The organism is Sphingomonas phyllosphaerae 5.2, assembly GCF_000419605.1.
GTDB classification, from domain to species: domain Bacteria; phylum Pseudomonadota; class Alphaproteobacteria; order Sphingomonadales; family Sphingomonadaceae; genus Sphingomonas; species Sphingomonas phyllosphaerae_B.
Window position 1 is genome coordinate 2,702,089 of sequence record NZ_ATTI01000001.1, and the last position, 25,857, is coordinate 2,727,945.

General features: G+C 66.4%; 29 protein-coding genes. 12 read left to right on the top strand and 17 right to left on the bottom strand.

Features of this window, described 5'->3' with window-relative positions; all coding sequences use genetic code 11:
- Nucleotide 1 precedes the first annotated feature (1 nt).
- The 8 genes from SPHPHY_RS0112685 to rpsL form a co-directional block, all read right to left on the bottom strand.
- A complete protein-coding gene (locus SPHPHY_RS0112685; protein WP_022687064.1) occupies nucleotides 2-316 on the bottom strand; it encodes a 50S ribosomal protein L23 in 315 nt (104 codons plus the stop codon).
- Nucleotides 309-923 carry a 50S ribosomal protein L4 gene (gene rplD, locus SPHPHY_RS0112690; protein WP_022687065.1) on the bottom strand — a complete coding sequence of 205 codons (615 nt, stop codon included), beginning with the start codon at nucleotides 921-923 and terminating at the stop codon, nucleotides 309-311. Before rplD ends, SPHPHY_RS0112685 begins: the two co-directional genes overlap by 8 nt.
- Nucleotides 924-926: 3 nt before the next feature.
- Nucleotides 927-1,658, bottom strand: coding sequence for a 50S ribosomal protein L3 (gene rplC / locus SPHPHY_RS0112695; protein ID WP_028056875.1), 732 nt, complete (start codon nucleotides 1,656-1,658; stop codon nucleotides 927-929).
- Nucleotides 1,659-1,952: 294 nt separating this feature from the next.
- Complete coding sequence (gene rpsJ, locus SPHPHY_RS0112700; protein WP_022687067.1) at nucleotides 1,953-2,261, bottom strand: 30S ribosomal protein S10; 309 nt, start codon at nucleotides 2,259-2,261, stop codon at nucleotides 1,953-1,955.
- Nucleotides 2,262-2,502: 241 nt separating this feature from the next.
- Nucleotides 2,503-3,699 carry an elongation factor Tu gene (gene tuf / locus SPHPHY_RS0112705; RefSeq protein WP_022687068.1) on the bottom strand — a complete coding sequence of 399 codons (1,197 nt, stop codon included), beginning with the start codon at nucleotides 3,697-3,699 and terminating at the stop codon, nucleotides 2,503-2,505.
- Between the two features lie 218 nt (nucleotides 3,700-3,917).
- Nucleotides 3,918-5,993 carry an elongation factor G gene (fusA, locus tag SPHPHY_RS0112710; protein ID WP_022687069.1) on the bottom strand — a complete coding sequence of 692 codons (2,076 nt, stop codon included), beginning with the start codon at nucleotides 5,991-5,993 and terminating at the stop codon, nucleotides 3,918-3,920.
- 107 nt (nucleotides 5,994-6,100) lie between these two features.
- The gene (rpsG, locus tag SPHPHY_RS0112715) at nucleotides 6,101-6,571 is read right to left on the bottom strand and encodes a 30S ribosomal protein S7 (protein ID WP_022687070.1); all 471 of its coding nucleotides are present in this window, start codon (nucleotides 6,569-6,571) and stop codon (nucleotides 6,101-6,103) included.
- Between the two features lie 63 nt (nucleotides 6,572-6,634).
- Nucleotides 6,635-7,006 carry a 30S ribosomal protein S12 gene (gene rpsL, locus SPHPHY_RS0112720; RefSeq protein WP_022687071.1) on the bottom strand — a complete coding sequence of 124 codons (372 nt, stop codon included), beginning with the start codon at nucleotides 7,004-7,006 and terminating at the stop codon, nucleotides 6,635-6,637.
- A gap of 233 nt (nucleotides 7,007-7,239) precedes the next feature.
- On the opposite strand from rpsL, the gene SPHPHY_RS20120 reads away from it, so the two are divergent.
- On the top strand, nucleotides 7,240-7,944 hold the full coding sequence (locus SPHPHY_RS20120; RefSeq protein WP_022687072.1) for a hypothetical protein: 705 nt from the start codon (nucleotides 7,240-7,242) through the stop codon (nucleotides 7,942-7,944).
- On the opposite strand, the gene SPHPHY_RS0112730 is transcribed toward SPHPHY_RS20120, so the two are convergent.
- The 3 genes from SPHPHY_RS0112730 to SPHPHY_RS0112740 all read right to left on the bottom strand — a co-directional run bounded on the left by SPHPHY_RS0112730 (nucleotide 7,905) and on the right by SPHPHY_RS0112740 (nucleotide 10,530).
- The gene (locus tag SPHPHY_RS0112730) at nucleotides 7,905-8,249 is read right to left on the bottom strand and encodes a DUF3140 domain-containing protein (RefSeq protein WP_022687073.1); all 345 of its coding nucleotides are present in this window, start codon (nucleotides 8,247-8,249) and stop codon (nucleotides 7,905-7,907) included. The two genes, SPHPHY_RS20120 and SPHPHY_RS0112730, sit on opposite strands and share 40 nt — an antisense overlap.
- A gap of 43 nt (nucleotides 8,250-8,292) precedes the next feature.
- On the bottom strand, nucleotides 8,293-9,570 hold the full coding sequence (locus SPHPHY_RS0112735) for a metal-dependent hydrolase family protein (RefSeq protein WP_028056876.1): 1,278 nt from the start codon (nucleotides 9,568-9,570) through the stop codon (nucleotides 8,293-8,295).
- Between the two features lie 72 nt (nucleotides 9,571-9,642).
- The gene (locus SPHPHY_RS0112740) at nucleotides 9,643-10,530 is read right to left on the bottom strand and encodes a LysR family transcriptional regulator (RefSeq protein WP_022687075.1); all 888 of its coding nucleotides are present in this window, start codon (nucleotides 10,528-10,530) and stop codon (nucleotides 9,643-9,645) included.
- A 100-nt stretch (nucleotides 10,531-10,630) separates the two neighbouring features.
- On the opposite strand from SPHPHY_RS0112740, the gene SPHPHY_RS0112745 reads away from it, so the two are divergent.
- Nucleotides 10,631-11,386 (top strand): pirin family protein, encoded by a 756-nt coding sequence (locus SPHPHY_RS0112745; protein ID WP_022687076.1) that lies wholly within the window; start codon nucleotides 10,631-10,633, stop codon nucleotides 11,384-11,386.
- 20 nt (nucleotides 11,387-11,406) lie between these two features.
- A complete protein-coding gene (gene wrbA / locus SPHPHY_RS0112750) occupies nucleotides 11,407-12,024 on the top strand; it encodes an NAD(P)H:quinone oxidoreductase (RefSeq protein WP_022687077.1) in 618 nt (205 codons plus the stop codon).
- Nucleotides 12,025-12,284: 260 nt separating this feature from the next.
- Here the strand turns inward: wrbA and SPHPHY_RS0112755 are convergent, their stop codons facing one another.
- The gene (locus tag SPHPHY_RS0112755) at nucleotides 12,285-13,064 is read right to left on the bottom strand and encodes a M15 family metallopeptidase (RefSeq protein WP_022687078.1); all 780 of its coding nucleotides are present in this window, start codon (nucleotides 13,062-13,064) and stop codon (nucleotides 12,285-12,287) included.
- Nucleotides 13,065-13,109: 45 nt separating this feature from the next.
- On the opposite strand from SPHPHY_RS0112755, the gene SPHPHY_RS0112760 reads away from it, so the two are divergent.
- Complete coding sequence (locus tag SPHPHY_RS0112760; RefSeq protein ID WP_022687079.1) at nucleotides 13,110-13,763, top strand: RluA family pseudouridine synthase; 654 nt, start codon at nucleotides 13,110-13,112, stop codon at nucleotides 13,761-13,763.
- Nucleotides 13,764-13,783: 20 nt separating this feature from the next.
- Here the strand turns inward: SPHPHY_RS0112760 and arfB are convergent, their stop codons facing one another.
- Together arfB and SPHPHY_RS20125 are read right to left on the bottom strand one after the other, a co-directional pair.
- On the bottom strand, nucleotides 13,784-14,206 hold the full coding sequence (arfB, locus tag SPHPHY_RS0112765) for an alternative ribosome rescue aminoacyl-tRNA hydrolase ArfB (RefSeq protein ID WP_028056879.1): 423 nt from the start codon (nucleotides 14,204-14,206) through the stop codon (nucleotides 13,784-13,786).
- Nucleotides 14,207-14,282: 76 nt separating this feature from the next.
- Entirely contained in the window at nucleotides 14,283-15,530 is a 1,248-nt protein-coding gene (locus SPHPHY_RS20125) for a DUF1996 domain-containing protein (protein ID WP_196802166.1), read from the bottom strand.
- A gap of 283 nt (nucleotides 15,531-15,813) precedes the next feature.
- On the opposite strand from SPHPHY_RS20125, the gene SPHPHY_RS0112775 reads away from it, so the two are divergent.
- Nucleotides 15,814-16,302 (top strand): GAF domain-containing protein, encoded by a 489-nt coding sequence (locus SPHPHY_RS0112775; protein ID WP_022687082.1) that lies wholly within the window; start codon nucleotides 15,814-15,816, stop codon nucleotides 16,300-16,302.
- Between the two features lie 144 nt (nucleotides 16,303-16,446).
- Here the strand turns inward: SPHPHY_RS0112775 and SPHPHY_RS0112780 are convergent, their stop codons facing one another.
- The gene (locus tag SPHPHY_RS0112780; RefSeq protein ID WP_022687083.1) at nucleotides 16,447-17,742 is read right to left on the bottom strand and encodes a M20/M25/M40 family metallo-hydrolase; all 1,296 of its coding nucleotides are present in this window, start codon (nucleotides 17,740-17,742) and stop codon (nucleotides 16,447-16,449) included.
- A 45-nt stretch (nucleotides 17,743-17,787) separates the two neighbouring features.
- Nucleotides 17,788-18,240, bottom strand: a complete 453-nt coding sequence (locus SPHPHY_RS0112785; protein ID WP_022687084.1) for a universal stress protein — start codon at nucleotides 18,238-18,240, stop codon at nucleotides 17,788-17,790.
- A 157-nt stretch (nucleotides 18,241-18,397) separates the two neighbouring features.
- On the opposite strand from SPHPHY_RS0112785, the gene SPHPHY_RS0112790 reads away from it, so the two are divergent.
- The 4 genes from SPHPHY_RS0112790 to lpdA all read left to right on the top strand — a co-directional run bounded on the left by SPHPHY_RS0112790 (nucleotide 18,398) and on the right by lpdA (nucleotide 21,802).
- Complete coding sequence (locus SPHPHY_RS0112790) at nucleotides 18,398-19,720, top strand: pyruvate dehydrogenase complex dihydrolipoamide acetyltransferase (RefSeq protein ID WP_022687085.1); 1,323 nt, start codon at nucleotides 18,398-18,400, stop codon at nucleotides 19,718-19,720.
- Nucleotides 19,721-19,724: 4 nt separating this feature from the next.
- Entirely contained in the window at nucleotides 19,725-19,937 is a 213-nt protein-coding gene (locus tag SPHPHY_RS20130; protein ID WP_022687086.1) for a hypothetical protein, read from the top strand.
- Nucleotides 19,934-20,335, top strand: a complete 402-nt coding sequence (locus SPHPHY_RS0112800) for an acyl-CoA thioesterase (protein WP_022687087.1) — start codon at nucleotides 19,934-19,936, stop codon at nucleotides 20,333-20,335. Before SPHPHY_RS20130 ends, SPHPHY_RS0112800 begins: the two co-directional genes overlap by 4 nt.
- A gap of 72 nt (nucleotides 20,336-20,407) precedes the next feature.
- Entirely contained in the window at nucleotides 20,408-21,802 is a 1,395-nt protein-coding gene (lpdA, locus tag SPHPHY_RS0112805) for a dihydrolipoyl dehydrogenase (protein WP_022687088.1), read from the top strand.
- Nucleotides 21,803-21,818: 16 nt separating this feature from the next.
- Here the strand turns inward: lpdA and SPHPHY_RS21435 are convergent.
- Nucleotides 21,819-22,576, bottom strand: a protein-coding gene (locus SPHPHY_RS21435; RefSeq protein WP_156024961.1) for an IS5 family transposase whose coding sequence is annotated in 2 segments (ribosomal slippage) — nucleotides 21,819-22,243 and nucleotides 22,243-22,576 — 759 coding nt in all. Because the reading frame shifts where the segments join, the coding sequence is not laid out codon by codon here.
- 358 nt (nucleotides 22,577-22,934) lie between these two features.
- On the opposite strand from SPHPHY_RS21435, the gene SPHPHY_RS0112820 reads away from it, so the two are divergent.
- The 3 genes from SPHPHY_RS0112820 to SPHPHY_RS0112830 all read left to right on the top strand — a co-directional run bounded on the left by SPHPHY_RS0112820 (nucleotide 22,935) and on the right by SPHPHY_RS0112830 (nucleotide 25,847).
- Nucleotides 22,935-24,053 carry an AI-2E family transporter gene (locus SPHPHY_RS0112820; protein WP_022687089.1) on the top strand — a complete coding sequence of 373 codons (1,119 nt, stop codon included), beginning with the start codon at nucleotides 22,935-22,937 and terminating at the stop codon, nucleotides 24,051-24,053.
- A 99-nt stretch (nucleotides 24,054-24,152) separates the two neighbouring features.
- Nucleotides 24,153-24,848 carry a response regulator transcription factor CtrA gene (gene ctrA / locus SPHPHY_RS0112825; RefSeq protein WP_022687090.1) on the top strand — a complete coding sequence of 232 codons (696 nt, stop codon included), beginning with the start codon at nucleotides 24,153-24,155 and terminating at the stop codon, nucleotides 24,846-24,848.
- Nucleotides 24,849-24,995: 147 nt separating this feature from the next.
- Nucleotides 24,996-25,847, top strand: coding sequence for a hypothetical protein (locus SPHPHY_RS0112830; RefSeq protein WP_022687091.1), 852 nt, complete (start codon nucleotides 24,996-24,998; stop codon nucleotides 25,845-25,847).
- Nucleotides 25,848-25,857 lie beyond the last annotated feature (10 nt).

Consider the following 25,857-nt stretch of genomic DNA (forward strand, 5'->3'; position numbering starts at 1 on the left):
CTTACTTGGCCCCCTCGGTGACGTCGATCGACTGCCCCTCGCGGAGCGTGACAATCGCCTTCTTCATGTCGGACCGCTGGTAGGGCGCACCCTTCCAACGCTTGGTCTTGCCCTTCTGGACGATCGTGTTGACGCTGACGACGCTGACGTCGAACAGCGCTTCCACAGCCGCCTTGATCTCGGGCTTGGTCGCCTTGTTCGCGACCTTGAAGACTACCGCGTTCTGCTCGGACAGCAGCGTCGCCTTCTCGGTGATGTGCGGCGCGACAATCACGTCGTAATGACGGTTGTCGATCGCCTTTGCCGGCTTAGCCATTGAAGCGCGCCTCCAGCTTCTCGACCGCCGCGCGCGTCAGCACCAGCGTGTCAGCCTTGATGATATCGTAGACGTTCGCGCCCACGGCCGGCAGCAGGTCCACGCCCGGCAGGTTGCGACCGGCGCGGAAGCCTTCGCCCGCCTCGCCGTCGATCACCAGCGTGCGCTTGCCCGCGTTCAGCGTCGCGAAATGGCCCTTCAGGTCCTTGGTCTTGGCGACCTCAAAACCTTCGAGAACGATCAGCGAGCCCGCCTTGGCGTGGCTGCTGAGTGCCATCTTCAGGCCCAGCGCGCGGATCTTCTTGTTAAGACCCGGATTGAAGTCGCGGACGCGGGCGCCGTGCGCCTTACCACCGCCGACGAACACCGGAGCACGCCGATCGCCGTGACGAGCGACGCCGCCACCCTTCTGGCGACCGAGCTTCTTGCCGGTGCGTGCGACATCCGAACGCTCGCGCGTACCGCGCGCGGTGGCGCGACGCTTCTCGAGCTGCCAGGTCACGACACGGTGCAGGATGTCGGCGCGCGGATCGAGGCCGAAGACCTCGTCGTTGAGCTCGATGTCCGCCGCGTCGGTGCCGGCGAAGGAAGAAACCTTGACCTTCACTTCTTAGCCCTCCTGGCTCTCGGCAGCTGCCGGAGCAGGCTCTGCGGAAACATTGTTGTTGGCCGCCTTGATCGACGCCGGGAACGGCGCGCTCTCGTGGCGGTCCTGCTTGACGGCGTCCTTGACGAACAGCCATCCGCCCTTGGAGCCGGGGACCGAACCCTTCACGAAGATCAGGCCGCGCTCGACGTCGGTGCCGACGATCTCGAGATTCTGCTGCGTGCGGTTACGGTCGCCCATGTGGCCGGCCATCTTCTTGTTCTTGAAGACGCGGCCCGGATCCTGGCGATTACCGGTCGAACCGTGCGAACGGTGGCTGACCGACACGCCGTGCGTAGCGCGCAGGCCGCCGAAGTTCCAGCGCTTCATAGCGCCCGCGAAACCCTTGCCCTGCGTCCGGCCCTGGATGTCGACCAGCTGGCCGGCGACATAATGGTCCGCCGAGAGCTCGGCGCCGACGTCGAGGAGGTTATCCTCGGTGACGCGGAATTCATGGACGATTGCCTTGGGCTCCACTTCGGCCTTGCCGAAATGGCCGCGCTGCGGCTTGGCGACATTCTTGGCCTTGGCAATGCCAGCACCAAGTTGGACGGCGGTATAGCCATCCCGATCATTCTCGCGACGAGCGATGACCTGAAGCGCCTCGATCTGCAGGACGGTGACCGGCACGTGGCGGCCGTCGTCCTGGAACAGGCGGGTCATCCCCATTTTCTTCGCGATCACGCCAGTACGCATGATCCGTTGCTCCTTGACAGAGGCACCCTGAAGCCCATCCCCAGGGTGCTTGCGATCCCCGGCTTGCACCGTGGATCAGGTCCGGCCCGGAATAGCGAAGCGTGCCCCCGTCCCGGGCTGGGCGCTCCTCGCGAAAGGAGCAGACGGGAGACGCTGGACCCGGTCGCCCGAGAGCGGCCGGCGGTATCTCATGTTCGTCGGAGCACGGGCACCCCCGGCAGCTCCTCCCGTTTCGTGCGATACACACGAAACGAGAAACCCGCGGGACTCACGTCAACCGCGGGAGCCGGCCGATTACGCCAGCTTGATCTCGACGTCAACACCGGCCGCGAGGTCGAGCTTCATCAGCGCGTCGACGGTCTGCGGGGTCGGCTGGACGATGTCGAGCATCCGCTTGTAGGTGCGAACCTCGAACTGCTCGCGCGACTTCTTATCGATGTGCGGCCCACGGTTGACCGTGAACTTCTCGATGCGGGTCGGGAGCGGAATGGGACCACGGATGAGCGCGCCAGTACGACGCGCAGTCTCGGCGATGTCGCCAGTCGCCTGATCGAGCACGCGATGATCGAACGCCTTCAGGCGGATGCGGATGTTGCTGTCCATAGTCCCTACCAATGCGAAAGAGCGGGGCGACTGACGCCCGCCTGACAGATCAACCGCCAGGCGAATCGAGGCCACCTCTTGCTGTTCTCGTACGAAAACCGAAGCGGCGGCATTAGAGCCGCCCACACTAAAAGGCAACCGCCCGACACACCTTTCGGCATGCCGGGCGGTAACTTTTGCGACGGACCGCTCACACGACCCGCCCTCGCGGTCCGGATGCCCAGAGGCACCCGGCCGGCGATTACTTGGTGATGCCGCTCACGACACCCGCGCCGACGGTCCGGCCACCCTCACGGATGGTGAAGCGCTGGCCTACATCCATCGCGATCGGGGCGATCAGCTTGATGCCCAGCGCGACGTTGTCGCCCGGCATCACCATCTCGGTGCCCTCGGGCAGCTCGACGGTGCCGGTCACGTCCGTGGTGCGGAAGTAGAACTGCGGACGATAGTTGGCGAAGAACGGCGTGTGACGGCCACCCTCGTCCTTCGACAGCACGTACACTTCCGACGAGAAGTCGGTGTGCGGCTTGATCGAGCCCGGCTTGCACAGCACCTGGCCACGCTCGACCTCGTCACGTGCCACGCCGCGGATCAGCGCACCGACGTTGTCGCCGGCCTGGCCCTGGTCGAGCAGCTTGCGGAACATCTCGACGCCCGTGACGGTGGTCTTGCGGACGGTCGGGTGGATACCGACGATCTCGACTTCCTCACCGACCTTGACGATGCCGGTCTCGACGCGGCCGGTCACGACCGTACCACGACCCGAGATCGAGAACACGTCCTCGATCGGCATCATGAACGGCTTGTCCAGCGGACGCTCCGGCTGCGGGATGTACTCGTCGACCGCCTTCATCAGCTCCATGACCGCATCCGGCCCGAGCTTCTGGTTCGAACCCGACAGCGCGCAGGTCGCCGAGCCCTTGATGATCGGAATGTCGTCGCCCGGGAACTCGTACGAGCTCAGCAGTTCGCGGACTTCCAGCTCGACCAGCTCGAGAATTTCCTCGTCGTCGACCAGATCGACCTTGTTCATGAACACGACCATCGCCGGCACGCCGACCTGGCGCGCGAGCAGGATGTGCTCGCGGGTCTGCGGCATCGGGCCGTCGGTGGCCGACACGACCAGAATGGCGCCGTCCATCTGCGCCGCGCCGGTGATCATGTTCTTCACGTAGTCGGCGTGACCCGGGCAGTCGACGTGCGCATAGTGGCGGTTCGCCGTCTCGTACTCGACGTGTGCGGTCGAAATCGTGATGCCGCGCTCACGCTCTTCCGGAGCCTTGTCGATGTTCGCGAAATCGACCGCCGCGTTGCCTGCGACGTTCTCCGCCAGCACCTTCGTGATCGCCGCGGTCAGCGAGGTCTTGCCATGGTCGACGTGACCGATGGTGCCGATGTTCAGGTGCGGCTTGTTCCGCTCAAACTTAGCCTTAGCCATTGTTTCCCTACCTTCTTGGATTCGTCTTCGCGAACGGAGCCGCAACAGAACGCGGCCCCATAACGGGTGTTTCTCGGTTTCGCAAACCCTGACCGATAAAGGCCGGAGTTGGCGAGGCCAGCACGGTGGTGATTCCCGTGCTGTAGGACAGGTCGGCAGCGCCGGCCGGCCGGCCGGCGTGCATCGCCTCGGCGCCCGGCGAACCGGGCGCCGCGCGATTACGCGAGCTTCGCCTTCACTTCGTCGGCGACGTTCTGCGGCACTTCGTCATAGTGCGAGAACTCCATCGAGTAGCTGGCGCGTCCCTGCGTGAAGGAGCGCAGCGCGTTGACGTAGCCGAACATGTTGGCCAACGGCACCATCGCCTCGACGGTTTGCGCGTTGCCGCGCGTGTCGGTGCCCTGGATCTGCCCACGGCGGCTGTTCATGTCACCGATGACGTCGCCCAGATATTCCTCCGGGGTGACGACCTCGACCTTCATGACCGGCTCGAGCAGCGTGATGCCCGACTTCTGCGCCGCTTCACGCATCGCTGCGCGTGCGGTGATCTCGAACGCCAGCGCCGACGAATCGACGTCGTGGTACGCGCCGTCATACAGCACGATCTCGAAGTCGATGATCGGGAAGCCGACCAGCGAGCCGGTCGCCGCGGTCTCGCGGAAGCCCTTCTCGATCGCCGGGATATATTCCTTGGGAATATTGCCGCCCTTGATCTCGTCCTTGAACAGGATACCCGCACCGCGCTCGCCCGGCGTCAGCTTGACCTTCACGCGGCCGAACTGCCCAGTGCCGCCCGACTGCTTCTTGTGGGTGTAGTCGATGTCGACCGGCTTCTTGAGGTATTCGCGATACGCCACCTGCGGCGCGCCGACGTTGGCCTCGACCTTGAACTCGCGCTTCATTCGATCGACCATGATCTCGAGGTGAAGCTCGCCCATCCCCTTCAGGATGGTCTGGCCGCTCTCGTGGTCGGTCGACACGCGGAACGACGGATCCTCGCGCGCAAGACGATTGAGCGCGACGCCCATCTTCTCCTGGTCGGCCTTGGTCTTGGGCTCCACGGACACTTCGATGACGGGGTCCGGGAACTCCATCCGCTCGAGGATGATCGGGTTGTTCTGCGCACACAGCGTATCGCCGGTGGTGGTGTCCTTCAGACCCGCCAGCGCCACGATGTCACCCGCGTACGCGACCTGGATGTCCTCACGATCGTTCGCGTGCATCAACAGCATGCGGCCGACCTTTTCCTTCTTGTCCTTCACCGAATTCAGGACCGAGGAGGCAGTTTCGAGCTTGCCCGAGTAGATGCGCGCGAAGGTCAGCGTGCCGACGAACGGATCGTTCATGATCTTGAACGCCAGCGCCGAGAACGGTGCCTCGTCGCTCGCCGCACGAACGTCTTCGGTCTCGCCATCCAGCTTCACGCCGTTGATCGCGGGAACGTCGAGCGGCGACGGCAGATAGTCGATCACCGCGTCGAGCAGCGGCTGGACACCCTTGTTCTTGAACGCGGAGCCACACAGCACCGGCACGAAGGTCGACGCCAGCGTGCCCTTGCGGATCAGGCGCTTCAGCGTGGCGACGTCGGGCTCATTGCCCTCCAGATACGCCTCCATGACCTCGTCGTCCTGCTCGACGGCGAGTTCGATCAACTCGGCCCGCGCCGTCGCGGCAGCATCGACCAGTTCGGCCGGGATGTCCTGATACTCGAACTTCGCGCCCAGCGACTCCTCGAGCCAGATGATCGCGCGGTTCTCGACGAGGTCGACCAGGCCCTTGAACCCGCCCTCGATGCCGATCGGCAGGTACAGCACGGCCGTCCGCGCACCCAGACGATCCTTGATCATCTCCACGCAGCGCTCGAAATTGGCGCCGGTGCGGTCGAGCTTGTTGACGAAGCACATGCGCGGCACGCGGTACTTGTCGGCCTGACGCCAAACGGTCTCGGACTGCGGCTCGACGCCGGCGACGCCGTCGAAACAGGTGATCGCACCGTCAAGCACGCGCAGCGAGCGCTCGACTTCGATCGTGAAGTCGACGTGCCCGGGGGTGTCGATGATATTGATGCGGTGATCGTTCCAGAAGCAGGTCGTCGCGGCCGACGTGATCGTGATGCCGCGCTCCTGCTCCTGCTCCATCCAGTCCATCGTCGCGGTGCCTTCGTGCACTTCGCCGATCTTGTAGGACTTGCCGGTGTAATAGAGGATGCGCTCGGTCGTCGTCGTCTTGCCGGCGTCGATGTGCGCCATGATGCCGATGTTGCGATATTTCTCGAGCGGATGGCTGCGGGCCATGATGAGGCTTCCTTAGCGATGTGGGGAGCACAGCATGTCGCCGGCTCCCCACGATATAGGTCAGATCTGAGACGCTTCCAAGACAGGCAGCGTCCGCACCGCCGGTGTTACCAGCGATAGTGCGAGAAGGCGCGGTTCGCTTCCGCCATGCGGTGCGTGTCCTCGCGCTTCTTAACCGCGTTGCCGCGGTTGTTCGACGCATCGAGCAGCTCGCCCGACAGCCGCGCCGACATCGTGTTCTCGCTGCGGCCGCGCGCCGCGGTGATCAGCCAGCGGATCGCCAGCGCCTGCGCGCGCTCCGGACGCACCTCGACCGGCACCTGGTAGGTCGCACCGCCGACGCGGCGCGAACGGACCTCGATACCCGGCTTGATGTTGTTCAGCGCATCATGGAACACGCCGATCGGCTCGCGCTTCGCGCGGGTCTCGACGGTTTCCATCGCCGAATAGACGATGCCTTCCGCGACCGACTTCTTGCCATCCAGCATGACCGAATTCATGAACTTGGACAGAACCTCATCCCCGTACACGGGATCAGGCAGGATTTCCCGCTTTTCGGGGCGACGACGACGAGCCATCTCAGATTTCCTTGAATGATCTTCAGCGAACCCGGAACCCGTCCGGCGCTTACTCTGGCTGGATTACTTGGGACGCTTCGCGCCGTACTTCGAACGGCTCTGCTTGCGGTCCTTCACGCCCTGCGTGTCGAGCACGCCGCGCAGCACGTGGTAGCGCACGCCCGGAAGATCGCGCACACGACCACCGCGGATCAGCACCACGGAGTGCTCCTGCAGGTTGTGGCCCTCGCCCGGGATATAGCTGATGACTTCGCGGCTGTTAGTCAGGCGAACCTTGGCCACCTTGCGCAACGCCGAGTTCGGCTTCTTCGGGGTCGTGGTGTAGACACGGGTGCAAACGCCGCGCTTTTGCGGGTTCTGCTCCATCGCAGGGACCTTGCTCTTGGCCTTCTGCGGATCGCGGCCCTTGCGGACCAGCTGGTTGATTGTCGGCATTGAAGCCTTCACCTTTCGTATAGGTTACTTTGCTGGAGCCCTGAAACACAGACTTGGAATACGAAAAGGACCGCGGGGCCGCACGAAGGCGACCACCGGATGGTCCAGCTGCATCCAGCAATGTTCAAACTGCCCGGTGGAGTCGCCTCCATCCGGCCCGGCGCGCTATACGCGGGCCTGTCGCATCGGTCAATCGCCACCATAAGCAGCGTCGCTGCTTGCCGGGGCTTGCCATGACGGCGGTTGGTGTGGCGCTGTCGCTCAAACTGCAAGCGATCTTCATCGCGCCGCTGGTGCTGGCAATGCTGCTGGCCGGCCGCGCACGGTGGTGGACGCTGGCGCTTCCGCCGGCGGTATACACCGCCGCGATGCTGCCGGCGTGGATCGCCGGGCGTCCCGCGCGGGAACTGGCGCTGCTGTACGTCGCGCAGGGGCAGCACTTCCACGACCTCGCGCGATCGGTTCCGAATATCTGGCAGATCCTGCGGGCGCTGGTGACGATCCCGTACCATGTCGGCATCGTGGTGGGACTGGTCGCCGCCGCGACGGTGACGGTGGCTCTTGCATGGCGCGCGCGGCGTCATCTCGACGGTCCGGCCGACGTGCTGCTGACGGCGCTCGCCGGCGCGATGCTGATCCCCTACGTCCTGCCCAAGATGCACAACCGCTACTTCTTCATGGCCGACGTGCTTGCGTTCGCTTACGCCTTTGTCCGCCCCGCCCCTCGCACGTTGCGGATCATGGGGCTGGCGCAGATCGGGTCGTTGCTGGCCTATGCCACCTTCCTCCTGCACCTGACCGGCGGCGCGTTCGTCGGCGCGTTCTTCGTGAGCGGTGCGCTGGTGCTGGTGCTGCGCAAGGTGCGCGAGCGGATGCCGCGCATCGCGCCCACGCGCGCTCACTTGAGCGGGTCGTGCCCCCAGTTCATCAGCGAGTAGCGCCAGTCGGAATGCTCCTTGTCGCTCGCCGGTCCGCCCTGCGCCAGGTGGCGGTGAACGTAGCCGACCACCTTCTTCATGTGCGCGTAATCGTCGTCGGTCAGATCGGCCTTCTTGGTGCGCTTGATCTCGACGATGCGCCGGCCTGAGCGGTGGCCGACGCTCTCGCCCGCGCCGTCGCCATCGGCGCCCTTCCACCCGACGCGCTTGCTGTCGTCGCTCTCGAGGAACGCCTCCAGCGCGGCGGGCGCCATGTTCACTGCCTCGGCGAAATCCTTCGCGATCCGGTCGTGGTCGTCGGCCATGTGCATCTCCTTGCCGACGACAAAGCGCCACGGCCGCAGTGGTTCAATCCACCTTGACCCCGCCCTTCACCACCGCGACCGGATGCTCCAGCACGGTCACGTCGCGCAGCGGGTCGCCCGCCACCGCCACCATATCGCCATAGTGCCCGGGCGCGATCGCTCCGACGTCGCTCTCGCGCCCCAATGCCTGCGCTGCGCTGGTGGTGGCGGCGCGGATCGCTTGCAGCGGGGTCATGCCCCATTCGACCATCTTGGCGAATTGCTTGCCGTTGTCGCCGTGCGGGTAGACGCCGGCGTCGGTCCCGAACGTCATCGGCACGCCCATCCGGAAGGCGCGCTGGAAGGTCTGGCGCTGCTTCAGCCCGATCGCCTTTTCCTTGTCGAGGCTCTCCTGCTCGGTGCCGTTCTTCGTGCCCGTCGCCAGGATATAATCGTCGTTGTAGATGTCCATGTCGAACCACGTCCTGTGCTCGATCGCCAGCTTCATCGCCTCGTCGGACGCGAGACTGACGTGCTCGATCGTGTCGATCCCGGCGCGGATCGCGGCCTTGATCCCCTCGTCGCCATGTGCGTGCGCGGCGACCTTCAGGTGGAGCATGTGCGCCTCGTCGGCGATGGCGCGCATCTCCTCCTCGCTCAATTGCTGCCCGCCGACCGAATCACCCAGCGAGAACACGCCGCCGGTCGCGCAGATCTTGATGACCTGCGCGCCATATTTGTGCAGCCAGCGCACCTTGGCGCGCGCCTCGCCGGGCGAATTGACGACCGATGGCAGCTGCTTGTCCCACGACGGCGGAAGCGCATTGTCGTCGCAATGCCCGCCGGTGGCGCCGATCGCATAGCCCGCCGCCACGATCCGCGGCCCGATCACCCAGCCACCGTCGATCGCTTCGCGCAGCCCGATGTCCTGGAAGTCCGCCGACCCGACATTGCGCACCGTGGTGAAGCCGGCGCGGAGCGTCTTGGCGGCGTTTGCCACCGAGACCGCACCCCAGAAGCTGTCGGTGTACTTCAGCGTCTGGTACCCGCCGATCTCGGCCAGCGAGGTCAGGTGAACGTGCATGTCGATCAACCCGGGCAGCAAGGTGACGTCGCCGAGGTCGACCCGCGTCGCCCCCGCCGGCGCCGCGCCCGCCGCCTTCCCGCGCGAGCCGACCGAAACGATCCGCCCGTCGGTGACGACGATTACCGGATCGGCCACCATCGTGCCGGTCGCCACGTCCAGCATCCGCGCCGCGGTCACCACGCTGGTATCCGCCGCCGCCGGCGCGGCCAGCGCCATCGCGGCCACGGCCGCGGCGCCGTGCCATCCCCTGAACATCGTCATCTGCGTTTCCCCTTTTCCGGCAACATCATGCCGCGCACAGGGGCGAAAGCAAGCGCGCTCGACGGATCAGTCGCGCAACCGCGCGCTCAGGAATGCGATCAACGCCTCGACGCGTGCCGGGCGCAGCGAACTCGGCGGAGTCAGCAGGTGCAGCCCGATCGGCGCGGGCGCCCAATCGTGCAGGATCTCCACGACCTGCCCCGCTGCCAGCGCATCGCCGACGATGAACCCCGGCAGCCGCGCGATCCCCAGTCCGGCGATCAGCGCCGGAACCAGCGCCTCGCCGCTGTTCGCGCCCAGCGGCCCCGCCGCCCGCACCGAAACCTCGGCCCCACCCGGCCCACGGAAGCGCCACGGTCCGGTGATGTTCGTATAGCCGAGCAGCCGGTGCTCGCCGAGTTGCGCGGCATGCGTCGGTGTGCCGTGCGCCGCTAGATACGACGGTGCCGCGACCAGATGCGCCGCGATCGAGCACAGCCGCCGCGCGCGCAGCGAACTGTCGGGCAGGTCGGCGATGCGCAGCGCGACGTCGAACCCCTCCGCGACGATATCGACCCGCGCGTCGGACAGGTGCAGCTCGATTTCGATCTGCGGGTGCTCGGCCAGGAATTCGGCGATCAGTGGCGCGACGTTCTTGATCCCGAAGCTCATCGGCACCGCCATCCGCACCCGCCCGCTCGGGGCGCTTGCCCCGACGCGCGCCGCTTCTTCGGCGGCCTGCGCCTCGGCGACGATCCGCGCGGCATGCTCCGCAAGCGGTCCGCCCGCTTCGGTCAGCGCCAGCCGTCGCGACGTGCGATGGAACAGCGACACCCCAAGATGCGCTTCCAGCCGCGACACCGCCTTGGATACGGTCGCCTTGCTCAATCCGATCGCGTCGGCCGCGCCGCTGAACGAGCGGTGTTCGGCCACTGCGGCGAAGATCGCCCAGGCCTCTAGATCGGGGAGCCTCATGGCACGTCACCTATCGCGCGAAACGATCCGTTTCAATCGTTTCTGTTTTGGTGAGCGCTCATCGTCCCTAGCTTGGTGACAACGAAAACGGAGGTTCATCATGACCGACACCGCAACCCTGCCCCGCCCCACCGACGCCGCGACCGGCATCGAGCGCCGCCCGTTCGACTCGCTCGGGCACGCCAACCACGGCTGGCTCGATGCCCGCCACCATTTCTCCTTCGCCAGCTATCACGATGCGGCGCGGACGAGCTGGGGCGCGATCCGCGTGTGGAACGACGACACGATCGGCCCGAACAGCGGCTTCCCCCCGCATCCGCACCGCGACATGGAGATCGTCACCTATGTGCGTAAGGGCGCGATCACGCATCAGGACTCGATGGGCAACACCGGCCGGACCGAAGCCGGCGACGTACAGGTGATGAGCGCCGGTTCGGGTGTCCGCCACGCCGAATACAATCTCGAGTCCGAGCCGACCACGCTGTTCCAGATCTGGATCGAGCCGACACGCACCGGCGGCGCGCCGAGCTGGGGTGCGAAGCCCTTCCCGAAGAGCGATCGCACCGGACGCTTCGTGACGCTGGCGAGCGGCTTCGACGCGGACGTGACCGGTCCGGCCGCCGCGCTGCCGATCCGGGCGGAGGCGCGCGTACTGGCCGCCACGTTGGCGGCGGGCGAGACGCTGACCCACACCGTCGACGCCGGTCGCCACGCGTATCTCGTACCCGCCACCGGCGTGATCGAGATCGACGGCCAGCGTTTCGAAGCACGCGACGGCGCCGCCATTTCCGGGGGGCGCACCGTCACCATCACCGCGATCGATGAGGCCGAGCTGGTCCTTGTCGACGCCAACTGATCCTGAAAGGAGCCACGACCATGACCCCCGAAACCCCGACGAAGGTTCTCGTTCTCTACTACTCGTCGTACGGCCATATCGAGCAGATGGCCGATGCCGTCGCCGAGGGCGCGCGCAGCGGCGGCGCGGAGGTCGACATCCGCCGCGTCGCGGAGACCGCACCGGCCGAGATCGTGAAGGCCGCGCACTTCAAGACCGACACGGCGCATCCCGAGATCGAGGGGCCGGACGCGCTGGCCGATTATGACGCGATCATCGTCGGCGCGCCGACCCGCTACGGCCGCATGCCCAGTCAGATGGCTGCGTTCTGGGACACGACCGGCGGGCTGTGGATGAAGGGCGCGCTGGTCGGCAAGGTCGGCGGCGCGTTCACCTCCACCGCCAGCCAGCACGGCGGGCAGGAGACGACGCTGTTCTCGATCATCACCAACCTGCTTCACCACGGAATGACGATCGTCGGTCTCGATTATGGGTTTGCCGGATTGCAGGGCGTCGACACCGTGCAGGGCGGCACGCCGTACGGCGCCAGCACGATCGCTGACGGCGACGGCAGCCGCCAGCCGACGCAGGTCGAGCTCGACGGTGCACGCTACCAGGGCAAGCGTATCGCCGAGACCGCGGCCAAGCTGAAGAGCTGATCGCGATCGCCACCCCGGTTCGCGCCGGGGTGGCGCCCTCTTGTTGCATACATGCCAAAGCGCTGAGTCCGTGCCTCGCTGCGCACGCCAGACCCGGTCGGGGCCAGATGTCTGCCGTGCTGCGCGAATCGCCACCTTCGCCTAGCCTGCTGCCGATGTTCCGCCTCGCTCTTCGGACCTGAAAAGCGAGACAACCCGCGGCATCCGGGCGACGATCAGATTGCCGGCCCGTCCCGCGGGGTATTTTCGGCGCTACGAGCCTACCGCCGTTTGGCGCGTGCCGCCCTGCACTTGCCCTTGCGGCATTCCGGCGCGGCGATCGCTCCCATATACACGGGCGGCGGCATCACTCCCGCCACTCGCACCGGGTCGCGTGCCACGGCCGGGTTCGCTGGAAACCGTGTCCGCGCGCGGGTGAACATTGCCCGTGCGCGTGCCGCACCCGGCGTCGCCGCGCTCGCTCCCACCCAGCGCCAGTGCCAGGGCTCCCATTTCACCCGCTGCGTATTTCCCGCCGGGAACGACATCTCGAATCCGTAGCGCGCCGCGTTTTTCACCAGCCAGCGGAATGCCGGGGTCCCCGCAACGCACGCCTCCGCATCCGGACAGTCGTTGCGCCGCGGGCGAAACGCGAAGTCGAGTGCAAAGCCGCTCGCATGCTCGCTATGCCCGGGTGGTGCGACCGAAAGCGCGCGCGACGCAGCATCGGTTTGGCGCTCGCGGCAGAACACGGCTTCCTGATACGCGATCGATCGGTGGCACGACAGCGCCAGGATCTGCCCGCCCGCCGCCGGATCGCGCGCCGCCGCGTCGATCAGCCGCTGGAGATCGGGGATCACCTCGCGGCGCATGACGCAACCGTTCACCGCCAGTCCGGCCGGCACCGGCACCAGCGCGTCGGGGGCGGCGTCGCCGTACGGCAGGTGGCCGAGCACGCGCCCGTCGGCGGCGATCGCCGCGCGACCCCCGTCGCACAATTGGGCATGGGCGGGCGCGGCGAGCAACGCGGCCAGCGCGGCAAGGATCGGAAAAGGACGCACCGCGCCCTCTGGCCATGGCACGCGGCAACTGGCAAGAGCGCCGCCATGTTGGGTGAGCACGTTCTTTTCCTCGATGGCGAGGCTTTGGTGATCGACAAGCCGGCCGGGCTGCCGGTCGATCCGCCGCGCGCCGGCGGGATCAGTCTCGAAAATCACATGTCCTCGCTCACGTTCGGGTTCCGGCGCTGGCCGGTCGCCGTCCATCGGCTCGACCGTGACACCAGCGGTTGCCTGCTGCTTTCGCGAAACCCGAAGGCGCATGCACGATTCCAGCAGGCGTTCGAGCGCGGCGAGGTCGCCAAGCGCTACGTCGCGATCCTCGACAGCGTACCGGCGGAGGAAAGCGGTGCCGTCGACTTGCCGCTCGCCAAGATTTCCAGCGCCGAGCGCGGCTGGCGGATGACCGGCGACCCGCGCGGCAAGGCGGCGCGCACCACGTGGCGCGTGCTCGCCGAACACGACGGTCGCGCGCTGGTCGAATTCCGCCCCGAAACCGGGCGCACGCACCAGATCCGCGTCCATGCGCTCGAGGGTGTCGGCGCGCCGGTCACCGGCGATCCCGTCTATGGTACGGCGCATCCCGGCGGGATGATGCTCCACGCGATCGCGCTGTCGATGGCGCGTGACGGCAAGCCCGACATCATCGCGGATGCGCCCTGGCCGGAACGATTCGTCGCGCTGGGGTTCGAACCCGCCTGACGAGCCCGGCGGACGCACGTTCAATCGTGCGCAGGCTTGCGCCGACCCGATTTCACCGCCGACCGGCCTTTCTTGGCATCCACCCGCCTCGTCTGTGAGGCGCGGGTCGGCTTGGTGGGACGGCGCTTCGCCTGCACGATCGTGGCGTCGCGGACCAGCGCCAGCAATCGCTCCCGCACGTTGGCGCGGTTCATGTGCTGCGACCGCGATCCTTCCGCGCGCAGCGTCAGCACCCCCTCACGCGTCATCCGCGTGCCCGCCAGTTCGATCAGCCGCAGCTTCACGCGTTCGGGCAGGTCCGACCGCGCCACGTCGAAACGCAGCATCACCGCCGAATCGGTGGTGTTGACGTGCTGTCCGCCCGCCCCGCCGGCGCGGGTGAAGCTTTCCTCGATCAGGTCGGTGTCGATGCTGATCGTGCGGGTGACGGGAAGCCGGGCCATGAAGCGTCCATAAACGCGAAGGCCCGGCCACACCATCGGTGCAGCCGGGCCGGATCGCCGCGCGATGGCGCCGCGCCTAGGCGGCCGGGATGTCGACCAGTCGCGGTGTCGCGTTCCACGAGAAGTCGGGACGCCCCTTCATCTGCAGGCCGTTGCCCAGGTCGCCGCCGTTGCAGGTCAGCAGCTTGTTGATGCAATTCTCCATCCACATCTGCATCACGCCATCGTCCCACGCACCCAGCCAGTCGCCGTGCAGGGTCGAGCCGGGGCGCATCACCGGCATGCCGGGCATCGCGTCCGAAGCAAGCGACCAGGTCGAGGTTCCCGGTGCCCATTCGCCCGACGTGTCGAGATTCTTGTCGACCTCGTACCAGGCGCCCAGCGTGAAGGCGGGGATCATGTACGGATGCGAGCTCGGGCAATGATAGCGCCCGATCGACCCGTAGCCGCCGTACGAGACATGCTTGCGGTGATCGGTGCTGTTCAGGTTCCGTCCGTCCCAGCAATCCGGCCCGTTGATGACGGCGCCCAGGCGATTGCCGACCGGGCAGCCCTTCGCCGCGGTGACGATATCGGGGAAATGGCCCGAGACTCCGGTCGGTCCGTTGCAGTCGAAGTAGAAGTGCGCGGATTCACCGGTCGCCATGTTGTAGCCGAAGACGTAGCGCATTCCGCGCGGCAACGCGACGCAGGCCTTGGCTATGATCTGGCAATTCGGGTCGCTGGCCGGAAGTCGCTTGTAGTAGATCGAGACGTAGTCGGGGCGCACCACCTTGCCCTTGCCGTCCAGCATTGCCGGGATCCAATAGGCGGAACGGTTCAGCATGTTGTTGCAGGTGCTGTCACCTTTGACGCGCAGGCTGCCGTAGGTCGAGAAAGCGTTGGCGGTGGTGTTGCCGAAGAACTGGTGGAGGTGCGACTTGCCCGGCTGCCCCGGGAAAACGATGGGATCGTCACGCAGCACGTGGCCCGGCTGGCAGATGAAGCGGAACGCGCCGACCACGTCCGGACGGCCGCTCGGTGCCGCCTCGCCGCTGCCCCATGACGGGATCAGCAGGGATTTGACGTCGAAGTTGGAAACGAAGCCGGCGAGCTGCCCCTGCCCGATAGCGAGGCCCTTCGTCACCGCGCCCGGAACCGGATCGGTGCCCAGGGTAACGGCGTTTCCGGCGAGATTGGTAACGCCACTCACGGTCGGCTTGGCCGGGGCGGTGAGGACGGTCACGCCCTTCGTCAGCGTGGTAACGACATTGGTGGCGGTGGTCGCAGCGTAAGCGGTGGAGGCGGCCAGGATCATGGCGCCCGAAATTACGAGTTTCTTCATCATCGTCCCTGGCGTTGTTGGCGTTCTGCAACGGAGACCGTCTTCGAACGCTGGTATCGACCTGCACGGCCAACGCCGCGCTGTAGAGACATGATTAGAGATGAAACCCTAACATAATCTAACACTTCTGCTTTATTTTTGTTAAGACTATGAATACTTCGGACGGGGCTTCGAGGATGCGGGTTACTTCCTGTTTACTACATTTACCAGTCTCCTAATCTCAACTCATCGTGTGAGGCGCCCCATCTGGCGCAGCAGGGCCCCGGCGCCTATGTGAGGCGGCATGTACGACTTCCAGATCGAAGCTGAATCAAAGCCGGCGCTATATCGCGAGTTGCTGGGGGCGCTGGACGCGCTGACCGCGGGCGAGGCGGATGGTATCGCGAACATGGCGAATGCGGCGGCGCTGATCGCGCAGTATCTGCCCGACCTGAACTGGTCCGGCTTCTACCGGCTGGTCGACGGAGAGCTAGTGCTCGGACCGTTCCAGGGCAAGGCGGCATGTATCCGCATTCCGCTCGGCAAGGGCGTCTGCGGCACGGCGGCGGCGGAGCGGCGCACACAGCTGGTCGCGGACGTCCACGCCTTCCCGGGCCATATCGCCTGCGATGCGGCGAGCCGCTCCGAACTGGTGGTGCCGATCGTCCGCGATGCGGCCTTGCTGGGCGTCCTCGACCTCGACAGCCCGTCACCGTCCCGCTTCGACGAAGACGACGCGCGCGGTTGCGAAGCGCTTATGGAATTACTCGCCCGGCGCCTCCAGGATGTCTGACCATCGCGGCACAAGTGAAGTCGGACAGATTTCGGCGACTTCTTCATCGACAGCGCCGAAAATCTCCCACGCGCAAAGTCCCGCGATGAACAAACGAGGCAGGCTCGGGCGGAAGACCGAAACGTCGCCTGCAACGACGAACACCTATTTCTTTTCGCGCCCCGCGAACGTTACCAGGCTCTCCGCCCCGTCTGCACCGACCGACGCCACGCCGAAGAAATGGTCGTCCACCGGCACGCCCGCCACGTCGAGGCTCGCGCCGGTGGCGTCACGCGATTGCTGCCACTCCGCCGCATCGGCACGTCGCCAATAGACCTTGTAGCGTGCCGCACCGGCCACCGGCGCCCACGTCACCTTCGTATCGTAGGACAACGCGCCGGAGATCGCCGCCATCGCCGGTGCGGCCGGCGCCGCCGCCAGCCGTGCGATCGTCGCGACGTTGATCGCGGTCACCTTGGCCAGATACGGGAAGTCCATTCCCTCGATCGTGTCGGCGTAGACGCGACCGTTTTCGGTGCGCACGTCCTGATGCTGCCGATCCCAATTCTCGGCCGCCACCGAAAAGCGCACCGCCGGATAGCCCTGCTTCAGGAACGGCTCGTGATCCCCGCCGCGCCCGAAGCGGTCCGGTCGCCGGTCGACGAACACGCCGAACCCGCCCGGCAACGTCTGAGCGATCCCGTCGATCGTCTTGGCGAGGGCGCGACTCGGCCCATCGTCCTCGCCGCCGACGCCGCGCCGCTCGATCGCATCGGCCAGCGATTCGCTGCTGCGAATCCCTTCGGAGAAGACGCGCACATAGCCGTCGATCGTCACGCCGCCCTGCCCCACGGTGTTCCCGACGATGTCGTTGTTCAGCATCGCATCGACCTGCCAGCCACGCGCCCTGGCGGTTTCGGCCAGCAACGTCGCGCCCCACAGCCCCTGCTCCTCGCCGGAAAAGGCGACATAGACGATGTTCGCGGCGAATTTCTCCGGCGACAGGATGCGGGCCGCTTCCAGCACCAGCGCAACGCCGCTCGCGTCATCGTTGGCGCCCGGCGCATCGCTGCTCGCGTTCATCACGTCGGTGACGCGGCTGTCGATATGCGCGCCGACGATCACGTAGCGATTCGGGTCGCTGCCCTTCTGCACGCCCAGCACATCCTCGATCACCACCCCGGCGGGCGCGCGCGGCCCGACGAAGCGCCGCGACAGGCGCTCGGTCGCGATGCACCCGCCACAACGTTTCGACAGCGCTGCGAACTCGCCGGCCACCCAGGTGCGCGCGGCACCGATCCCGCGCTTCGGATCGGTCGCCGACGACAGCGAGTGCCGCGTCCCGAACGACACCAGTTTCTCGACCGTCGCTCGCTGCCGCGCCGGCGATGGCGCCTCGCGCGCGGCAACAGGGGTGGCAAGGATCAGCGGGGCGGCGGCGAGCAGCAGGCGATGGTTCATGGCGCCACCTTGGCCACCATTGCCCGCCCGCTCAAGCGTTTGCGTTCAGCTCAGCCTGTCGATCGCCTCGGCCGACAATCCGCCCGGCACGATCATCAGCGGCACCGGCAGCATGCCGACGTCTTCCGCGAAATGACTGACCAGCGCGCCCGGCGCGCCGTCGGCGGCGGCGCCCAGCACCAGCGCGGCGATCTGCGGATTTTCCGCGATCATCGCGCGGATCACCTTCGGCCCGTCGCCGCTACGCACCGTGATCGAGGGACGCACGCCCGATTCCTCCAGCAACGTACCCGCCGCGCGCGCCACCAGCCCTTCGGCATGGCGTTGCTGCTCGTCCTCGATCGTCGCCTGCACGCCGCCGAACGGGATGAACTCCTGCGGCGGCAGCAGTGCGAGGATCTCCACCCCGCCGCCGGTCTTCACCGCGCGCCGCGCCGCGAAGCGCAATGCGATCAGCGCCTCGGGCGTGTCGTCGATCACCGTCAGATAGATGCGCATGGTGCCCCCGTTTGCCCGCAGGTGTACGGTCACGGGACGCGGCGACGCAAGCACCGCGCACGTTAACAAGCATGTCGCGTGCCGGTCGCGGGCTTGACCGTACGTCGCGCGTCCGCAAGAGACGGGTGCCTGTCCCACGAGCCTCTCGAGGATCACGATGCCGATCGAAATCAAGATGCCTGCCCTTTCGCCGACGATGGAGGAGGGCACGCTCGCCAAATGGCTCGTGAAGGAAGGCGATAGCGTCAAGTCCGGCGACATCATGGCCGAGATCGAGACCGACAAGGCGACGATGGAGTTCGAGGCCGTCGACGAGGGCGTCATCTCCAGGATCATGGTCGCCGAGGGATCGGATGGCGTGAAGGTCGGCACGGTCATCGCGCTGCTCCAGGGCGAGGACGAGGAAGCCGGCGAAAGCACGCCTGCCCCGTCTGCCAAAGAAAGCGAGCCGAAGCCCTCGCCCGTCGATCCCAACAAGACCGGCACCGAGGCGAAGCCCGCCAGGGAAGACGTCCGCGATCACGGCAAGCCCGCCGATCCGAAGCCGGCCCCCGCGCGCCAGGACGGCGACCGCGTGAAGGCGAGCCCGCTCGCCCGCCGCCTCGCCGCCGACAAGGGCGTCGACCTGTCCGGCATCAAGGGCAGCGGCCCGAACGGCCGCATCGTCAAGGCCGACGTCGACGGCGCGCAGCCCGGCAAGGCCGCCGCCCCGGCCGCCGCCGGCACCCCCGCCCCGGCCGCAACTGCGACCGCCGCCCCGGCGCCGACCCCGCCGCAGGTGCCTGATATCCCGCACGAGCTGACCAAGCTCACCAACATGCGCAAGACGATCGCGCGCCGCCTGACCGAATCGAAGCAGCAGGTCCCGCACATCTACCTCACGGTCGACGTGCAGCTCGACAAGCTGCTGAAGTTGCGCGGTGACCTCAACGCCGGGCTCGAATCGCGCGGCGTGAAGCTGTCGGTCAACGATCTGCTCATCAAGGCGCTGGCCGTCGCGTTGACGCAGGTTCCCAAGTGCAACGTGATGTTCACGCCGGATCAGCTCGTCAGCTTCGGCCGCGCCGACATCTCGGTCGCGGTGTCGACGCCCGACGGGCTCATCACCCCGGTCATCACCGAGGCGGATACCGCATCGCTGTCGAGCATCTCGACGCGTATGAAGGATCTCGCCGCGCGCGCCCGCGACAAGAAGTTGAAGCCCGAGGAGTTCACCGGCGGCACCGCGTCGATCAGCAACATGGGCATGTTCGGGATCAAGCAGTTCGAGGCGGTCATCAACCCGCCGCAGGGCATGATCCTGGCGGTCGGTGCCGGCGAGAAGCGTCCGTGGGTGCTGGGCGACGGCACGCTGGGCGTCGCATCGGTGATGTCGGCGACCGGCAGCTTCGATCACCGCGCGATCGACGGCGCGGATGGCGCGCAGCTGATGAAGGCGTTCCGCGAGCTGGTCGAGAACCCGCTGGCGATGCTCGCCTGACCCGATGGCGCAGATGGAGCTTGCCAGCGACAAGCGCGAGATCGCGTGGAGCGCGCTGGCGCTCGGCGTGACCGCGCTGGTCTTCGAGGGCGCGGCGTGGAGCTATCCGCAAGGCGCCGACACGATCTGGCTGGTCGGCGCCGCGACATTGGTCGCGGTCGGCCTGCTTGGCGCGCGCGACGTCTGGCGCGTCCGTCACGAATCGACGGCGGCATGACGGCGGCCGCTTCCCTCGGCACGCCTCCCGACCGCGCGCCGACGATCCGCGTCACTGCGATGCCCGCCGACGCCAATGCGTATGGCGACATCTTCGGTGGCTGGCTGATGAGCCTGATGGACTCGGCCGCCGGCCTCACCGCCGCGCGGCGCTCGCGCGGGCGGGCGGTGACGATCGCGATGGACGGCATGCAATTCCATGCGCCCGTCCACGTCGGCGACGAAGTGTCGGTCTATGCACAGATCGAAAAGATCGGCCGCACCTCGATCGCGATCCAGGTCGAAAGCTGGGCGCGCGATCGCCACGGCGAGGAATCGCGCAAGGTGACCGAAGCACGCTTCATCTTCGTCGCGATCGACGAGGATCGCCGGCCGCGCGAAGTGCCGCCGGTGGCATGACGATTTTTCCGGGCGCGCGTGGGTCACGCCGCCCCTTGATGACAACAAGGGCTGCGGCCCGGGAGTGGTTACATGGCTGACACCTACGACCTCATCGTCCTCGGCTCCGGCCCCGGCGGCTACGTGTCCGCGATCCGCGCCGCGCAGCTCGGGCTGAAGGTCGCGATCGTCGAGCGCGAGCGACTGGGCGGCATCTGCCTCAACTGGGGCTGCATCCCCACGAAGGCGCTGCTGCGCACATCCGAAATCTACCACTACATGACGCATGCCGCGGATTACGGGCTGAAGGCCGACAACATCGGCTTCGACCTCGCCAAGGTCGTCGAGCGAAGCCGCAAGGTCTCCGGCCAGCTCAACGCCGGCGTCAAGGGCCTGATGAAGAAGAACAAGATCACTGTGGTCGAGGGCTTCGGCACGTTGGCCGGCAAGGGCAAGCTCAGCGTCAAGCAAGCCAATGGCACGGTCGATCTCGAGGCGAGGCACATCATGGTCGCCACCGGCGCACGCGCGCGCGACCTGCCGTTCGCCAAGGCGGACGGCAAGCGGATCTGGACCTATCGCCACGCGATGGTGCCGGAGGTGATGCCGACGAAGCTGCTGGTGATCGGATCGGGCGCGATCGGCGTGGAGTTCGCCAGCTTCTACAACGATATGGGCGCGGACGTGACGATCGTCGAGATGCTGCCGCGCATCCTGCCGGTCGAGGACGAGGAAGTCAGCGCCTTCATGGAGAAGCGCCTGACCAAGGACGGGATCAGGATCGTCACCGGTGCGGGCGTCGAGAAGATCGACAACGGCGCGGACGGCGTCAAGGCGACGATCAAGGGGAAGGACGGCAAGTCCACCACCGAGGATTACAGCCACGTCATCGTCGCGATCGGCATCGTGCCGAACACCGAGGAGATCGGGCTGGAGAAGCTGGGCGTCACCACCGAGCGCGGCCACATCAAGGTCGACGGCTTCGGACGCACGAACGTCGAGGGCATCTACGCGATCGGCGACGTCACCGGCGCACCGTGGCTGGCGCATAAGGCGAGCCACGAAGGCGTCGTCTGCGTGGAGAAGCTGGCCGGCGGCGATCCGCATCCGTTCGAGACATGGAACATCCCCGGCTGCACCTACAGCCGCCCGCAAGTGGCGAGCGTCGGACTGACCGAGGCGAAGGCGAAGGAAGCGGGCCGCGATGTGAAGGTCGGCAAATTCCCCTTCATCGGCAACGGCAAGGCGATCGCGCTCGGCGAGGCGGACGGCTTCATCAAGACGGTGTTCGACGCCAAGACCGGCGAATTGCTGGGCGCACACATGGTCGGCGCGGAAGTGACCGAACTGATCCAGGGCTATGTCGTCGCGCGCCAGCTCGAGACGACCGAGCACGAATTGATGGAAACGGTGTTCGCGCACCCGACGCTCAGCGAGATGATGCACGAGAGCGTGCTCGGCGCCTACAACCGCGCGCTCCACTTCTAGGGTCAGGACTCATTGGTCATAGCCAGAAGATGACTGTGGCCGCGAGGGCGACGGCGGAGAGGAAGACCGTTGGGCATCGGTCGTAGCGTGTGGCGACGCGGCGCCAATCTTTCAGGCGGCCGAACATGATCTCGATGCGGCTGCGGCGCCGGTAGCGCCGCTTGTCGTACCTGACCGGCTCGTTGCGCGATCTACGGCCCGGGATGCAGGGCTGGATGCCCTTGGCTTCCAGGGCGTCCCTGAACCAATCCGCATCATAACCGCGATCACCAAGCAGCCATTGCGCCTTTGGCAGATCGTCGAGCAGAGCTGCCGCGCCGGTGTAGTCGCTGACCTGCCCGGCGGTCATGAAGAAGCTCAAGGGCCGCCCATCCGCATCGCTGACGGCATGCAACTTGGTGTTCATACCGCCTTTCGTGCGGCCGATCAGGCGGCCGAGATCCCCTTTTTAACCCGCAGGCTCGATGCCGTGCGGTGTGCCTTCAGGTAAGTCGCGTCGATCATGACTGTTTTCGGCACGGCCTCCGCTGACGCCAGACCCTCCATCATGCGCAGGAAAACGCCCCGTTCACCCCAGCGCTTCCACCGGTTGTACAGCGTCTTGTGCGGACCATACGCGCTCGGTGCATCACACCAGCGCAGTCCGTTGCGATTGACGAAGACGATGCCACTCAGCACCCGTCGGTCATCGACCCGCGGCTTGCCATGGCTCTTGGGGAAGTACGGCTGCAGGCGCGCCATCTGCTCATCCGTCAACCAGTACAGGTCGCTCATCCACGCTCTCCTCACGGGGCCTGAATCAGATCGCGGCGCTCACATCAATGGGTCCTGACCGTAGGATGCGATGACCTGAAGCTCCGTCACTGCAAGCGCAGCCAAGCTGCGCTCGCAGTGACGACTGCTCTGGGTCACGCCGCCGAACCGCGCCGACACCCTTCGCATAACGCGTTGACGACGCTGCCGTCATGCCGCGCGGGTCGCGCTGCGAAAATCACCAGAAAACCGCGACGCATCGCTCGACTGGGGCACGCGCGTGGCGTTGCTGCCACGGTGAGCGGGATTTGCATGGCCCCACGCGCCCTTTTCCGCCTCGGCGCGTTGTTGGGGTCGTGAAACGATCCGGCACCCCCGCATGAACCGACTGGCGCCGGACGAGCAGGACGCGCGCTTCCTCCGCCGCGTGCTGTGGGTGTTCGTCATCACCGCGCTGATCACGGCATTGTATCTCGCGCGGCACCTGCTGATCCTCGCGTTCGGATCGGTGCTGATCGCGATCGTGATCCACGCCATCGCAGAGCTTTACGCGACACGGCTCCGTTTCGGAGGCAAGCGCGCGATCACCGCCGCGATCCTGACTCTGCTCGCTTTTCTCGGGTTGCTCGGCTGGCTGTTCGGCGTCGAATTCCGTTCGCAGGTCAACACGCTGGTCGTGGCGCTCCCCGGGCTGCTCGACCAGTTCCAGGCCTATATGTCGCAGAGTCCGGTCGGCGCGAAGGTCGTCGATGCGGTTCGCGCCGCCTTCGCCGGCAGCCGCGTCGCGCAGGATATCGGCGAGGTCGTGCGCGGCGCCGGGCAGTTGCTGCTCAACACCGTCATCGTGCTGTTCGGCGCGATCTTCTTCGCCGTCGACCCGAAGATCTACGAGCGCGGGGTGCTGCTGCTGGTTCCGCCGTCGCGCCGCGCCGCGCTGGAAGACGCGCTCGGCGACATCGGCTCGACGCTGCTGCTGTGGCTGCGCGCGCAGCTGATCCAGATGACCGTCATGGGGACGATGGTCGGCATCGGGCTGTGGCTGGCCGGCGTCCCCTCGCCCGCGATGCTCGGGCTGCTGACCGGGCTCAGCGAGTTCATCCCCTATGTCGGCCCGGTGGCGGCGATGCTGCCCGCGCTCGGCCTCGCCGCCACCGCCGGCACCGACCAGCTGCTGTGGGCGCTCGCCGTTTTCGCGATCGTGCGGGTCGTGCAGACCAATTTCGTCACGCCCTTCGTTACCAGTCGTGTCGTCGCGATCCCCCCGGCGCTCAGCCTGTTCGCGATCATCGGCACCGGCGCGGTCTTCGGACTGTTCGGCCTGTTCTTCTCCGGCGGTATCCTGGTCGTTACCTTCACGCTGATCCGCAGCCTCTACCTGCGCGAGATGCTGGGCGAGGACATCCCGCGCTCGCGCGAGCGCACGCTGTTCACCGCGATGGGCACCCCCCGTGAGGGGAACGTTGAGAAGAAAGGTGAAAAAAGTGAAGACGTGATTTAAGCACGAGTTAACCTTTATGCTTCAGATGCAGTTTGGTAAACGAACGTAACGGGCGTGGCCGGGCATGGTCTAACGCCTTGGACAACCGGGGAATTGCCGATGCGCGTGCTGCTGATCGAGGACGAGCCGACCACCGCCAAGGCCATCGAGTTGATGCTGTCGACCGAAGGGTTCAACGTCTACAACACCGACCTGGGCGAGGAAGGCCTCGATCTCGGCAAGTTGTATGATTACGACATCATCCTGCTCGACCTTAACCTGCCCGACATGCACGGCTACGACGTGCTCAAGAAACTCCGCGTCGCGCGCGTGCAGACGCCCGTGCTGATCCTCAGCGGCGTGAACGAGATGGACTCGAAGGTGCGCAGCTTCGGTTTCGGTGCCGACGATTACGTGACCAAGCCATTCCACCGCGAGGAGCTGGTCGCGCGCATTCACGCCGTCGTCCGTCGTTCCAAGGGCCATTCGCAGTCGGTCATCAAGACCGGCAAGCTGTCGGTGAACCTCGATGCCAAGACCGTCGAGGTCGACGGTGCCCGCGTCCACCTGACCGGCAAGGAATATGCGATGCTCGAGCTGCTGTCGCTTCGCAAGGGCACGACGCTGACCAAGGAAATGTTCCTGAACCACCTGTACGGTGGCATGGACGAGCCCGAGTTGAAGATCATCGACGTCTTCATCTGCAAGCTGCGCAAGAAGCTGAGCCTGGCCTGCGACGGCGAGAATTACATCGAGACCGTCTGGGGCCGCGGCTACGTGCTGCGCGAACCCGAAGAGATCGTCCAGGTCGCCTGAGCGATCCGGCCGATCGCTACGGGCCGTGACACCGCCGGTGTCGCGGCCCGTCTTCGTATGCACGCCTTAGCTCCGAACCGGACCCAGTTCTCCGCGACGCAAGCGTCCGTGCTGCGATGATCCCCCGACCAACAGGGGGAACATTCAATGCGAGCACTAATCGCCGGCGCGGCAATTGCGCTGCTCTTCGATGTTACGGTTGCTGCGGCGCAGGGCCGCCACACGCGCGCAGCGCAGGCGGACCTGGATCGGATCGACAAGGAACAGCGCATTGCCCGCGCGCGGCTACGCGCGGCGCGCGCGCTGGACCGGGTGGTAGAGGCCGGGGGCACGGTCGTCGATCCCGATACCGCCGACCCCAGGTTGCCGGCCCTTGCACCCGCACCCGTTCAACCCGCTGGTTCGCCGCTCGTCACCCCAGCCGACATTCCGGCAGGATCGCTGACGCCGGTGCAGACCGCACGTGCCATCGAACAGGTGCAGCACATCGCTGACCTCCAGCGAACGCTCGCCGTGGACAAGGCGGCGCAGGAATTCGGCGGTGTCGAACTGGGTGCCGGCTTCTCGCTGACGTTCGATGTCGGCCGGAACAAGCGCATCGGCACGGCACAAATCGTCGACGGCATCGTGCGCGTCACCGACCAGAACAACACGCCGGCCCGGTTGCTGCTCGAAAGCCACTATTTCTTCAAGCCGCGGTTCACCGGGCCGTTCGGCCTGCCCGAGAACATGTGGGGGATCGGCCCCTTCGTGGCGCTGCAACCCGGCGACGAGCGGATCATCGAGGCGATCGGACTTGGCATGATGATAGGGTTCCGGCGCGAGGAAACCAGGAGCAACAGCTTCAACATCGGCGTCGGCGTGATGATCGACCCCGACACCCGCATCCTCGGAGATGGCTTCGTGGCGAACGCCCCGCCCCCGGGCGGCGAGGAGGAGATTCGCTACCGCGAAACCTCGCAAGTCGGGGTCATGGTGCTCACCTCGTTCAGCTTCTGAGACGCGCCTC